The sequence below is a fragment of the Cohnella boryungensis genome, from assembly GCF_042651945.1.
In the GTDB taxonomy this organism is placed as follows: Bacteria; Bacillota; Bacilli; order Paenibacillales; family Paenibacillaceae; genus Cohnella; species Cohnella boryungensis.
In genome coordinates this window covers 146,678-159,307 of record NZ_JBHSED010000002.1, presented here as the reverse complement: position 1 = coordinate 159,307, position 12,630 = coordinate 146,678, and the positions used below count along the sequence as shown (strand labels likewise).

11 protein-coding genes are annotated in these 12,630 nt (G+C 55.2%); 9 read left to right on the top strand and 2 right to left on the bottom strand.

Translation table 11 applies throughout. The annotated features are described in order from the left end of the window. Positions 1-20: 20 nt before the first annotated feature. Positions 21-968: an ABC transporter permease gene (locus ACFO1S_RS01205; protein WP_378126087.1), complete on the bottom strand. Its 948-nt coding sequence runs from the start codon at positions 966-968 to the stop codon at positions 21-23. Position 969: 1 nt separating this feature from the next. Continuing rightward, positions 970-1,890, bottom strand: coding sequence for an ABC transporter ATP-binding protein (locus tag ACFO1S_RS01200; protein ID WP_204605702.1), 921 nt, complete (start codon positions 1,888-1,890; stop codon positions 970-972). A gap of 294 nt (positions 1,891-2,184) precedes the next feature. Between ACFO1S_RS01200 and ACFO1S_RS01195 the strand changes: the two genes are divergently transcribed. From ACFO1S_RS01195 to ACFO1S_RS01155, 9 genes are all read left to right on the top strand, one after another. Further along, complete coding sequence (locus ACFO1S_RS01195) at positions 2,185-3,219, top strand: LCP family protein (protein WP_204605703.1); 1,035 nt, start codon at positions 2,185-2,187, stop codon at positions 3,217-3,219. 109 nt (positions 3,220-3,328) lie between these two features. Beyond that, on the top strand, positions 3,329-3,769 hold the full coding sequence (locus ACFO1S_RS01190; RefSeq protein WP_204605704.1) for a CBS domain-containing protein: 441 nt from the start codon (positions 3,329-3,331) through the stop codon (positions 3,767-3,769). Positions 3,770-3,798: 29 nt separating this feature from the next. After that, positions 3,799-5,781, top strand: coding sequence for an amidohydrolase family protein (locus ACFO1S_RS01185; RefSeq protein WP_204605705.1), 1,983 nt, complete (start codon positions 3,799-3,801; stop codon positions 5,779-5,781). A gap of 217 nt (positions 5,782-5,998) precedes the next feature. Continuing rightward, on the top strand, positions 5,999-6,301 hold the full coding sequence (locus ACFO1S_RS01180) for a MazG-like family protein (protein WP_204605706.1): 303 nt from the start codon (positions 5,999-6,001) through the stop codon (positions 6,299-6,301). Positions 6,302-6,306: 5 nt separating this feature from the next. Continuing rightward, positions 6,307-7,203, top strand: coding sequence for a DUF2232 domain-containing protein (locus ACFO1S_RS01175; RefSeq protein WP_204605707.1), 897 nt, complete (start codon positions 6,307-6,309; stop codon positions 7,201-7,203). Between the two features lie 68 nt (positions 7,204-7,271). Further along, the gene (locus ACFO1S_RS01170) at positions 7,272-9,236 is read left to right on the top strand and encodes a DHH family phosphoesterase (protein ID WP_204605708.1); all 1,965 of its coding nucleotides are present in this window, start codon (positions 7,272-7,274) and stop codon (positions 9,234-9,236) included. Then, complete coding sequence (rplI, locus tag ACFO1S_RS01165) at positions 9,233-9,676, top strand: 50S ribosomal protein L9 (RefSeq protein WP_204605709.1); 444 nt, start codon at positions 9,233-9,235, stop codon at positions 9,674-9,676. The genes ACFO1S_RS01170 and rplI overlap by 4 nt, the downstream gene beginning before the upstream one ends. Before the next feature lie 3 nt (positions 9,677-9,679). After that, positions 9,680-11,056 carry a replicative DNA helicase gene (gene dnaB / locus ACFO1S_RS01160; protein ID WP_204605710.1) on the top strand — a complete coding sequence of 459 codons (1,377 nt, stop codon included), beginning with the start codon at positions 9,680-9,682 and terminating at the stop codon, positions 11,054-11,056. 184 nt (positions 11,057-11,240) lie between these two features. Further along, the gene (locus tag ACFO1S_RS01155) at positions 11,241-12,530 is read left to right on the top strand and encodes an adenylosuccinate synthase (protein WP_204605711.1); all 1,290 of its coding nucleotides are present in this window, start codon (positions 11,241-11,243) and stop codon (positions 12,528-12,530) included. Positions 12,531-12,630 lie beyond the last annotated feature (100 nt).

Genomic DNA, 12,630 nt, shown 5'->3' with positions numbered 1-12,630 from the left:
TGTCTGAATACAGGATTGGATTAAGTCGCCACGTCTCGCTTGGTGAACAGAAGCCACGAGATGAACTGGAACAGGACATAGTAAGCAACGAGCACTCCGATCGAGAAGCCGAGGGTCATCTCGGGTCGAATCGGCTCGCCGCCCGGCAAGTACCGGGCGAGATCGATGTTGGCGAACAGCAGGTACTTCACCCAACTGTAGCTGCTGAAGATCATGGTCAGCGAATTGCCGACGAGCATAAACAACAGCGAGAAAGCGATAGCCATTGTAGAACTGCGGAACGCTGCGGAAATCATGAAGGCGAGTGTGACGTACATCAGCATGGAGACGATGGCATAACCGTACTTCTGAAGTGAATCCAGGATCATGGAGCTTTCGTGCACGAGTCCGTCGGAGCCAATGGCCAGATGAGGCTGGCTGATTCCACCGAAGCCCCCCAGGATCCCGCCTGCGACGAAGGCGAGCACGAAGGCCATAATGAGCAAGAGCAGGGCGAAGCCCATCGTCGCCACGTATTTGCTCGCCATGATCTTTGTCCGCGAGGCCGGACCGACCAGCAGGAGCTTGATCGTTCCCCAAGTGAATTCAGCCGCGATCATGTCGGCGGCGACGATGACGGTCAGAATCGTAATCAGCATAACCAGCGAAGCCGAACTGTTCACGTAATCCCATAAGGTCAGCTCGTGGGGATTGATTTGGTTCTCCAAGTAATATTCATTGAACTTGATTTCATTCGTAAAGTACTCCTTGGTGTCCGAGTCCAGGTCTTGATTATTGGCGATTTCCGTCTGGAAATGGCTGTTCTGCTGCCTAAGGTTTTGTTCCCAGTCGCCTTTGGATGTGCGGCTCTCGTCCCACTTCATCAAGCCGCTCATCAGCCCCAGCACGATTACGAGAAAGCCGATCATGAGCCACGTACGCGGTCTCCGGTAGATTTTCATGTTCTCGTTGCGAAGCAAGTTCCCCATGCTAGACAATCATCTCACCTCCGGTCATTTCCAAGAACTGATCCTCAAGCGATTTCTGCGTGGCGTGAATGCCGTAGATATCGATTTCCGCCTTCACCAGCAAACGGGCAATATTCGGAATAAGACTTCTGTCCGCTATGATTTCAATACGATTTCCCGAGAGGCTCGCCTTCTGACCGTCGAAAGCGCCGGACAGAAGCTGGAATGCCGAGTCGGTGTCGTTAACTTCGATCACAATCTTGGATTGCAGCTCGCTCTTGGCTTCCTGCAAGGAGCGGACGTCGATCAGCTTGCCCCCTTGGATGATGGCCACGCGATCGCACATCAGCTCCATCTCCGACAGTAGATGGGAGGATACGATAACGGACAATCCCTCCTCCTGGGTCAGTCTGCGCAGATAGTCGCGCAATTCGCGAATGCCCGCAGGGTCCAGTCCATTGGTCGGCTCGTCTAGGATGAGCACGGACGGCTTGTGAAGAATAGCTTGCGCCACGCCAAGTCTCTGTCTCATACCTAGAGAGTAACGCTTGACCTTCTCGTGAATCCGATTCTGCAGACCAAGCAGCTGGACAACCTCGTCGATCCGTTGCTTCGTGACATTGGAATGGCGGCGGGCAAAATGAACAAGATTCTGATAGCCCGTCAGGAACTTATACATCTCCGGATTTTCAACGATAGCGCCGATGTGCGTCATGGCGTGCTCGAAATGCTTGCGGACGGAAATGCCTTTGACTAGAACTTCGCCCTTCGTCATGGAGATCAAGCCGACGATCATACGAATGGTCGTCGTTTTTCCGGCGCCGTTAGGTCCGAGAAATCCGAAGACCTCGCCAGCGGGAATATCGAATGAGAGATCGTTGACAATCGTGCGCTTGCCGATGCTCTTAGTGACGTTGCGGAGCTGCAGCACGGCTTCTTTCATTTGCTTTCATCCTCCTGTGTTTCCTCGATGTTAGCAGTATAACGGGGAAGAGAGATGAAGCAGAACGGCCTCGGGATGAGGAGCTTCCCCTACTTTGGTCGAGGTTTTCCCTAATCAGACCGTGCTTGCCTTGCATTGGCACATGTTGGGGGTGTGGGAATTATCAGGTTTGTTTAATGAAATATTAAGGTTTAAATGTAACAATCAATGCTTGTGAATCGTATATTAGGGGTCTAGGTCCTGGTAGAGAGAGAACACATAGGCCATGAGGACAGAAAAAGGAGAGAGGTTTATATGAACAAGCTGCGTCGTTGGCAAAAGATACTCATTCCCACGGTTGTTGCGCTGATTGTCCTGGCGGGCGTTGGATACGCGAACAGGGGCGCGATCTCCGCATGGGGCTACGATATTTTTCTGGCGGATAAAGTAGAGGCAAGCTTTGCCAATTCCTATCAGCCGTTGACCGACAGACCTGTCGCTTCGGAGCCGCCACAAGTGGAGGAGCCGTTCAGCGTACTGTTGATGGGCGTGGACGCAAGAGCACGGGAGCGGGGCCGTTCCGATACTTTGATCTACGCGGTGGTGCGCCCGCAGGACGGCAACGTGCTGATGGTTTCGATTCCGCGCGATACGTATACCGACATCGTGGGTAAGGATAAGATGGACAAAATCACCCATGCCTACGCGTTCGGAGGCCCGGAGATGGCAGTCAACAGCGTAGAGAAGCTGCTGGATGCGAAGATCGATCACTATGCCTCTATTAATTTCCAAGGATTCGTGAAAGTCGTGGACACCCTTGGAGGCATTCATTTGCCGATCGGCAAGGATATCGTGAACAAGGACCCCAACCATGAGAAGTTCACCGTCAAGGCGAACAAGGACAGCTACACCGGCGTAGAGGCGCTCAATTACGTCCGTTACCGTGAGGATGCGGGAGGGGACATGTCCCGTACGGAACGCAACCGGGTGTTTATGGAGGAGCTGATCTCCAAGGCATCCTCCATGCAGCAATGGAACAAGATTCCCGATGTGCTGGATATCGTCGGGGACAACTTTCTGACGGATCTTCCGCCTTCGACGATGAGCGAGCTAGCCAAAAAGTTTCTTCAGACAGGCCATGAGATTCAAAGCTATACGCTTAAAGGCGAAGGCCAGCGAATGGGCAAGCAAAATCTATGGTACTTCGTGAGCGATGAGGAAGATTTGGCCGCGGTGCGCTCTACGATTGCGGTTTGGATGGACCCCAATACGGCGGTCGCCCAATTGACCGTTCCCGGGAAGAGCAAGGATACAGATGAGGGGGGCGCCTCCCCCGATCGTTCGCTATAAATGGACAAATAGCGCCTTTCCCCGATGGTGAATCGTCGGCAAGGCGTGATATAATGGGGTTGTTAAAGCAAGCATTTGCAGGGTCTTCGTCGCCACGGAGGAGGAACGTATGAATATTGCATTTTTTCTACTGCCCAAGCAGGAGGTCGTATGCGTCAGCGAGGACGCGACGCTTCGCCAGACGCTGGAGCGCATGGAGCGACATCGTTATACGGCAGTTCCCGTAATCGGCGAGACCGGAGAATATAAGTCCACCGTTACCGAAGGGGATCTGCTGTGGTATCTGAAGGCGAACCCCGACCTGAGCTTCGATCAGCTCCATCGGGTCTCGCTAAGCGACGTTCCGCTTAGGATGAACAATCTGCCGGTTCGCATCGACGCGAATATGGAGGATTTAATCTCGCTCGCCAAAACGCAAAATTTCGTCCCGGTTGTGGATGATATGAACCGGTTCATCGGCATTGTACGCCGGAGCGATATTATCGATTATTGCGAGAAGCTGCTTCTCCCGCCCGTTCAGAATGAAAAAGGCTTGAAAAGGGAAGCATAGGAAAATATTGGACACCTTTTGGAGGGACAATGACTTACAGCCGGAGCAATCGACGCAATCGTACCAAGTATCCTTTATTGATTCTGATCGCAGTGTTGGCCGTTGCGGGCGGCGCATGGGCGGCCTCATCCCTGTTCTCGGGAGGCGGAGACGGCCCGTTATCCTCCCCCGGCACGAGTAGCGGCAATACGAGCACGGCTAAAGGAACGGCTTCCGACGGTTCGTCGACTTCCCCGCAGGCGTCCGCCGAGAATGCCTCGGCGGAGATTGATCAGGCGACCTCCGCGGAGCTGGACAGGACGTACGACATCGTCATCGCCAATGGCCGTGTCATTAATCCCGAGACCAAGCTGGACCGGGAAGGATTGAATGTTGCGGTGCAGGACGGCAAGATCGCGCTCGTAACCGATCAGCCCCTTAAGGGCAAGCGGACGATCGAGGCGAAGGGACTTGTCGTAGCCCCGGGCTTTATCGACAACCTTTCATACGATCCTAATCCTGTCGGCGTGTGGAACAAGATTGCCGATGGCGTGACGACGAATATCGCCATGCATGGAGGCACGGCCAGCCCGGAGAAATGGTACCCCTATTACGAGCGCAACAGGACTCCTGTACATTTCGGGGCCTCGTTCTTCTACACCCAGGCGCGCAACCAGTTCAAGCTGAGCCGCTACGACACGGCCAAGCCGGAACAGACGCAGACGTTGGTGGATCAAGCGGAGAAGGCGCTGAACAACGGCGTGCTGGGAATCTCGTTCAGTCTGGAATACGTCCCTGGAGTAAACGACAAAGAGATATTGCCGCTCATGAAGCTGGCGAAGAAGTACAATGTGCCGGTCTACTTCCATGCGAGATACTCCGACATGGAGGAGCCGGGAACGAACATTGATGCGATCAACGAGCTGCTCGGCTACGCCCGCGCTTCCGGGGCGGCGGTACATATCGATCACATCAACAGCACCGGCGGCACCTTCTCTATGCTGCAATCGCTGCAAATGGTGTCCGATGCGATCGAAGAAGGGCTGGATATTACATCCTGCATCTATCCTTACGACTACTGGGGCACGTATTTGAACTCCGCCAGATTCGACGAGGGCTGGCAGGAGCGGTTCAGGATTACTTATAAGGATCTTCAGATCGCGGGAACCGACGAGCGGCTGACGGCCGAGACCTTCCGCAAATATCAGAAGGAAGGCAAGCTTGCCGTAGCCTATGCGATTCCGAAGCAGGACGTTATCGATTCGCTGAAGGCGCCGTTCGTCATGATCGGCAGCGACGCCATTTTGGAGCCGGGCTTCAACAACCATCCGCGGGCCTCGGGAACTTTCGCCAGAACGGTGGGTCTCTACGTTCGGGAGCAGGAGGTCATCTCGCTGTCCGACGCGATTGCGAAGATGTCGCTGATGCCCGCGCAGCGCCTGGAGAAGCAAGCGCCCGCCCTGCAGAAGAAGGGACGGATCGCCAAAGGAATGGATGCGGATATTGTCGTGTTCGACTACGACACGATCAGCGATAAATCCACCGTGGCGAAGCCTGAGATTGTATCCGCAGGGATCAAGTATGTGCTTGTGAACGGACAAGTGGCCCTGGACGAGCAGGGCATTCACAAGGATATTCACGCGGGACAGCCGATCAAGAGCGAATTCCTGCGCGTGAAGGCGGGGGGGCCGGCGCTGGCCTGGGGACAATCGGAGCTTACGCTGTTGGAATATCGCAGCGCCAACTACGTGGATCTGGAAGCGCTGAAGAGCCACGGCTACGCGGTGGAATGGGACAAGACGAAGCGGGTGGCGACAGCGGCCGAAAGCTCGGAAGCCGCCTCGGTCGATGTGCCCGCACCGCAGGTCGGCGAGCTGATTCTGGAGCGGGGCTATGAGCTGGTCTGGGCGGACGGAACGCGCGTGAAGCTGCTTTCCGTCGGAGATCGCAGCTATGTGCCCGTGTCCGCGCTTAAGGCGCAAGGCTGGAAGCTGACGAAGGACGGCGCTGCATTCAAGCTGACAGAAGCTTGAGAGCCAGCGGCGATGAAGAGATAAGGAACCCGTTTGCGCTTGCCGCAAGCGGGTTTTTAGTTCAAGCGCCGTTTGCGGCGGAGGAAGAAAAACCTGTGCGGACGGAATGGCCCAGCGACAAACGGGTGCCGTACAGTGTTGATTTTGTGCTATAATGAGATTTGCAACTTTCTGGGCTTCCGCATCTAAGAAGAGACGAAGCGTGGGAGGAATAGCGATGGAACGTGACTTGGATGTGGCGACTCGGACGAGAATGATCGAGTGGCTCAAAACCGAAGTCGTCGATCAAATGTCCCGCTTGTTCAAAGCCATCTGGGATGGCAGTACGGCGCGCGTAGTGGACGGATTGGCAGGATTAATCGCGAGCTCTTATATTCTGGGCCGAAGGCTTGGCATACCCTACCGGGAAGTAGATAATGCCATCGCGGACAAGCTAAATAGGCTTAAACAAGAAGGGCATCAGTTGGAGGAGCATTATCAGGATCTCTCCGAGCTGTCCGAACACATCCGCAAGAGGTGAATCGGTTGAACATCAGTTGGAAATCGCTGGCATGGAGTGCGGCGGCGGTCGTACTGCTGCTTTTGCTGGCGACGCCTTTTAGTGTATTTAGTTTATTTTTATTAATGGTTCCTTTTATCGTACTGTTCACGATGCTGGATATTAAGTCCTTCGTCTTGCATTTGGTTCCTGTCGGAATTATAGCTTACCTGCTGACCGGAGTGCTGGGGCCGATGGTTGCGGCGCTGGGTTTGATCTACCTCGTTCCGGCAATAGGTATGGGGCACCTGTACAAGAAAGGCAGCTCGGCGAGGGCGGCGCTGACCGCCGGATTCGTGATTTTGCTGGCGCAAATGCTGTTGGGACTTGTCTTCTTCTCGATTATGATCGACATTGATGTGAAGGCCGAGCTGGTGGCGGTGGTTACGCAAAGCCTGGAAAACGCCAAGCTTGTCGAGTCCGGCTGGGTAGTCGAGGCTTTTAAAAACTTGATTGATGCCATAGTCCTGTACCTTCCGACGGTAGTGCTCACAATGGCCTTCGTGATCGCCGCAACGGGCCACGGGCTCTCCAGACTGGCCTTGCGAACGGTCGACATCGAAGCGCCGGCGCTTCCGGAAGCGAAGACGTGGAGAGTGCCGAGAAGCCTGTTGCTGTACTTTTTTATCGCAATGCTTGCCGTCTCTGCGATGTCCAAGGATCAAGGCGGCTATTGGTGGATAGCCATATATAATCTTGTTCCGGTTCTGCAGATCGCATTTACGATCCAGGCAATCGGATTTCTGTTCTTCCTGGCAGACAACAAGGATTGGCCGAAGATCGCCCCGCTGCTGCTATGCATTCCTCTTCTGATGCTACCCTGGACTTTTCTTATCGGGTTGTTGGACGCGGCCTTCCCGCTGCGTAAATACTTCGTGAAATAAGGCGGTTTTCTGCAGGGGCTCTCCATAGAGCCCACGAATAACGCCAATTAGACGGGAGAGAAGCGGAAATGCCCAAGTTTCTCGTGCAGCGATGGCACGGCATGCATATCGTATGGGCGCTGGTGTTGATCTTTATGCTGACGGTAGCGCTGGCTTGGTACCAGTGGCTGCTGGGCTTGCTTGGTCTGGTGCTGGGCGGGGGAATCGCCGTATATGGCATTCTGGCGGAGAAAGCCTTTCGCCGGGACCTGGACGACTACGTATTAACATTGTCCTACCGGATCAAGAGCGTTGGAAACGACGTTATCGGTCAACTGCCCTTCGGCATCGTAATCTTTGATGAAAATAAGGAAATCCAATGGCACAACGCCTACATCGGAACGGTTATAAGCAAAGCTTCGATTGTCGGGGAGTCGTTGTTCGCGCATTTTCCGGTTCTTCAGCCTTCCGGCAAGGACAAGGAACCGGGCCATGAGATTACGATCGGCGGACGGGTCTACGATCTGCAGCTTCGCGTGAATGAACGCGTGCTCTATGTGGTCGATATTACCGAGCGCTGGACGCTCAAGAAGCGTTACGAGGAAGAGAAGCTGGCCCTGGGCATCGTCATGATGGATAACCTCGAAGAGGTTGCGCAGGGGATGGATGAGCAGCAGCGCGCGTTAATGCTGTCCAAGGTAACCGGAGAGATCAACGAATGGGCATTGAAATACGGCCTGCTTCTGCGCCGATTGTCCTCGGATCGCTATATGGTCATTACGAATCAGGGCACGCTGAAAAATCTGGAGCAATCGCGCTTCGAGCTGCTGGATGACGTGCGAGAGATTACGATTGAACAGAAGCTGCCGATGACGCTGAGCATCGGATTCGCATCCGGCTCGGACAGCGCCGTGGAGCTGGGCCATCTTGTGCAAGGCAGCTTGGACATTGCGCTCGGGCGAGGCGGGGATCAGGCCGTCGTCAAGTTCGGGCAGCGTCAAAGCTTCTACGGCGGCAAGAGCAACGCGGTGGAGAAGCGCACGCGGGTGCGCGCAAGGGTGATCGCCCACGCGCTTCGCGACCTGATGAAGGAAAGCGACAACCTGGTGATCATGGGTCACAAAATGCCGGACATGGATGCCATCGGAGCGGCAATCGGCGTTCTGAAGGCCGCGCAGATCTACGGCAAGGAAGCTTATATTGTGCTTGAGGGCGTTAACCCCGCCATCCAGCGGATGATGGATATGCTGAAGGAAGACGAGAAGCTGATGAAGCGCTTCGTCACGCCGGAGCAAGCGATGGGCTTGATGGGCAAGCGGTCGCTTGCCGTCGTCGTGGATACCCATAAGGCGACGATGGTCGCCGAGCCCCGCCTGCTTCAAGGGACGGAACGAATCGTCATCGTCGATCACCATCGCCGTAGCGAGGAATTCATCGACGAGGCCGTTCTCGTGTATATGGAGCCTTACGCGTCTTCCACCTGCGAGCTGGTGACGGAGCTGCTGCAATATATCCACGAACGGGTCGTGCTGGACGTGCGCGAAGCGACCGCTCTGCTGGCGGGCATCACCGTCGACACAAAAAACTTCGCCTTCCGCACGGGCTCACGCACGTTCGAAGCGGCCTCGTTCTTGCGGCGCAATGGCGCGGACTCCGTGCTCATTCAGCGGATGCTGAAAGAGGACCTGGAGGAGTACATCCGCAAGGCGGAAATTATCCGCCACGCGGAGACGTACCGCGATTGCATCGCCATCGCGGCGGCGGATAACGGCAAGCAGCTGCCGCAGCTGCTGATCGCGCAGGCAGCGGATACGCTGCTGAATATGACGGGAATCAAAGCCTCATTCGTACTGGGCATGAGGCAGGACGGCCTTGTGGGCATAAGCGCGCGTTCCCTGGGGCAGATCAACGTCCAGATCGTAATGGAAAGACTGGGCGGCGGGGGACATTTCACCAATGCCGCCGCCCAGATGCAAGGCACGATAGCCGAAGCGGCCGCAAGGCTGAAGCTTGTATTACAAGATCTTGAGAAGGAAGAGGGGTTATTCGAATGAAAGTAATTTTCTTGCAGGACGTGAAGGGTCAAGGGAAGAAGGGCGAGATCAAAGAGGTATCCGAAGGGTATGCCCGTAATTTTCTGCTGCCGAAGGGCGTAGTTCAGCTCGCTACCGAGGGCGCGAAGAAGACGTTGAATCAGCAAGCGGCCTCCGTGCAGAAGAAGAAGGATAACGAGAAGAAGGAAGCTCAGGAGCTCGCTGCGCGGCTTAACGAGTTGAAGATTGTCATCAAGGCGAAAGCCGGCGAAGGCGGTCGGCTGTTCGGTGCGATTACGAGCAAGCAGATCGCGGAAGCATTGGAGCAGCAGGGCATCGTGGTCGACAAGCGCAAGATCGAGCTGGACGATCCGATTCGCGTGCTTGGCGTTACGAAGGTAGCCGTAAAATTATATCCGGACGTAAAGGGCACGCTAAGCGTACAAGTCTTGGAGGAATAAGCGATGAACGGAAACGGAGATCAGCAGCTGATGTATGATCGCATTCCGCCGCAGAATCTGGAAGCCGAGCAGGCTGTGCTCGGTGCGATTTTGCTGGAAGTAGAGGCTCTCGTTGCGGCGATGGAGCGCCTCAAGTCGGAGGACTTCTACAGCGTCTCGCATCAGCGGATCTTCGATGCGATGACGGCGTTGAACGATGACAACGAGCCCATCGATCTCGTCACGCTAACGGCTCGGCTTCAAGATCTCGGACAGATGGAAGAGGTCGGGGGAATCATCTACCTTACGAAGCTGGCGCATGCGGTTCCGACGGCGGCGAACGTGGAATACTACGCGACGATTGTCGAGGAGAAGGCCATCCTTCGTCGTCTGATCCGTACGGCCACTCAGATCGTCTCCAACGGTTACGCGACGGAAGAGGACGTCGGCGTATTGCTTAACGATGCCGAGGCGCGGATTATGGAAATCGCCAGCCGCCGAACCTCCACCGGGTTCATCAGCATCCGGGACGTGCTCATGGAGGTGTTCGAGCGCGTCGAGTTTCTGTTCAACAACCGCGGCGGCGTTACGGGCATCCCCTCGGGCTTCGTCGATCTGGATCGGATGACTTCGGGCTTCCAGCCGAACGATCTGATTATCGTGGCGGCGCGCCCATCCGTAGGGAAAACCGCCTTCGCGCTGAACATTGCCCAGAACGTAGCGGTTCGCGCTTCCGAGACGGTCGCCATTTTCAGTCTGGAGATGTCCGCCGCCCAGCTTGTCCAACGGATTATTTGCGCGGAGTCGAACGTGGACGCCCAGCGCATGAGAACGGGGCATCTGGAAGGCGACGACTGGGAGAAGCTGTCCATGGCCATCGGCTCGCTGTCGGAAGCGCAGATCTATATCGACGATACGCCGGGCATCACCGTGTCCGATATTCGCGCCAAGTGCCGCCGGTTGAAGAAAGAGAAGGGGCTCGGCATGATCTTGATCGACTACCTTCAATTGATTCAAGGCCGCGGCAAAGCCGGGGAGAACCGGCAGCAGGAGGTCTCGGAAATTTCCCGTACGCTTAAGCAGATCGCGCGTGAGCTGGAGGTTCCGGTCATTGCGCTGTCCCAGCTGTCGCGGGGGGTCGAGCAGCGGCAGGACAAGCGCCCGATGATGTCCGACTTGCGGGAATCGGGCTCCATCGAGCAGGATGCCGATATCGTTGCGTTTCTGTATCGCGACGACTACTACGACAAAGAATCCGAGAAGAAAAATATTATCGAGATCATAATCGCGAAGCAGCGGAACGGCCCGGTGGGCACAGTAGAGCTGGTCTTCTTGAAAAACTTTAATAAGTTCGTCAGTCTTGACCGTTCTCACGCGGAAGCCTATGCGGGGAGCGCTTAAATCGGTAACTATTCAACCAAATTCCGAACATTAATATAGGTGGTCGCGGCATCGTTCGTTTTTCCGTTGACTTCCTGGAATACAGTTGATAAACTATTCTTGCTGCCTGATCGCACCTGCGCGATATCGGGCGGCACTATCATGCCGATATGCGTAGTAAGCGCATTCGGATGGAGGGATCGCATTGTCAACAGTCGTTGTTGTAGGTACGCAATGGGGAGACGAAGGCAAAGGGAAAATCACCGATTTTCTGGCGGAAAAAGCTGATGTCGTTGCTCGTTATCAAGGCGGAAATAACGCCGGGCATACTATCCTAATCGATAACAAAAAGTACAAGTTAACGATGGTTCCTTCTGGCATATTCAATCAAGATAAACTATGCGTCATCGGCAACGGAATGGTCATTAATCCGGGAGCTCTGGTGGAAGAAATCCAGTACATCCACGACAACGGATTTTCAACCGATAATCTGAAAATCAGCGACCGCGCTCATGTCATCATGCCTTATCATCTTGTGCTGGACGCTTTGGAGGAAGATCGCAAAGCGGACAACAAGATCGGTACGACGCGCAAAGGCATCGGTCCTTGTTATATGGATAAAGCGGCACGCAACGGGATTCGCATCGCCGATCTGATGGTGCCGGAAGCGTTCGAGGAGAAGGCACGCGCCATTATCGCGGACAAAAATCAAGTCATTACGCAGATGTACAACGGAGAGGCGCTTGATCCGGAGAGCATCATCAAGGATTATCTGGCTCTCGCCGAGAAGCTGCGTGCTTACGTAACGGATACTTCCGTCGTGCTGAACGACGCGATCGATTCAGGGAAAAAGGTTCTGTTCGAAGGCGCGCAAGGCGTCATGCTGGACATCGACCAAGGCACATACCCGTACGTCACAAGCTCGAACCCGTCGGCCGGCGGCGTGTGCATCGGTTCGGGCGTAGGCCCTTCGAAAATCCAGCAAGTCATCGGCGTAGCCAAAGCCTATACAACGCGCGTGGGCGACGGCCCATTCCCGACCGAGCTGGATAACGAGATCGGCCAATGGATTCGCGACAAGGGGCATGAATACGGCACGGTTACCGGCCGTCCTCGCCGCGTGGGCTGGTTCGACTCTGTCGTTGTCCGCCATGCGCGCCGCGTAAGCGGGATTACAGGGCTGTCTCTGAACTCCCTCGACGTTCTGACTGGACTTGAGACCGTCAAGATTTGTACGGCTTACAAGTTCCGAGGAGAGCTGATGGAGCACTATCCGGCTAACCTTAAGCTGCTGGAGGAGTGCGAAGCGGTCTACGAGGAGCTTCCGGGCTGGAGCGAGGATATTTCCGGTGCGAAGCAAATCTCCGATCTGCCGCAGACTACGCAGCGTTTTATCCAACGGATTACGGAACTGACAGGCATTCCGATCGCGATCTTCTCTGTGGGACGCAATCGCGAGCAGACGAATCCGGTTGTTCAGATCTACAATTCCTAATTCGAAAACCCGTTTAGCGGAAATTCGCTAAACGGGTTTTTTTGATCACATGGAAGCGGACTAGGCCGCCACAGGTTCATTCGAGCAAACACCGCCTGCG

Excerpts from the sequence above, each read along its gene's own strand:
- ACFO1S_RS01195 (WP_204605703.1), top strand. The coding sequence starts at position 2,185 with ATGAACAAGCTGCGTCGTTGGCAAAAGATACTCATTCCCACGGTTGTT.
- ACFO1S_RS01170 (WP_204605708.1), top strand. The coding sequence starts at position 7,272 with ATGCCCAAGTTTCTCGTGCAGCGATGGCACGGCATGCATATCGTATGG.
- ACFO1S_RS01185 (WP_204605705.1), top strand. The coding sequence starts at position 3,799 with ATGACTTACAGCCGGAGCAATCGACGCAATCGTACCAAGTATCCTTTA.
- rplI (WP_204605709.1), top strand. The coding sequence starts at position 9,233 with ATGAAAGTAATTTTCTTGCAGGACGTGAAGGGTCAAGGGAAGAAGGGC.
- dnaB (WP_204605710.1), top strand. The coding sequence starts at position 9,680 with ATGAACGGAAACGGAGATCAGCAGCTGATGTATGATCGCATTCCGCCG.
- ACFO1S_RS01200 (WP_204605702.1), bottom strand. The coding sequence starts at position 1,890 with ATGAAAGAAGCCGTGCTGCAGCTCCGCAACGTCACTAAGAGCATCGGC.
- ACFO1S_RS01180 (WP_204605706.1), top strand. The coding sequence starts at position 5,999 with ATGGAACGTGACTTGGATGTGGCGACTCGGACGAGAATGATCGAGTGG.
- ACFO1S_RS01205 (WP_378126087.1), bottom strand. The coding sequence starts at position 968 with ATGGGGAACTTGCTTCGCAACGAGAACATGAAAATCTACCGGAGACCG.
- ACFO1S_RS01190 (WP_204605704.1), top strand. The coding sequence starts at position 3,329 with ATGAATATTGCATTTTTTCTACTGCCCAAGCAGGAGGTCGTATGCGTC.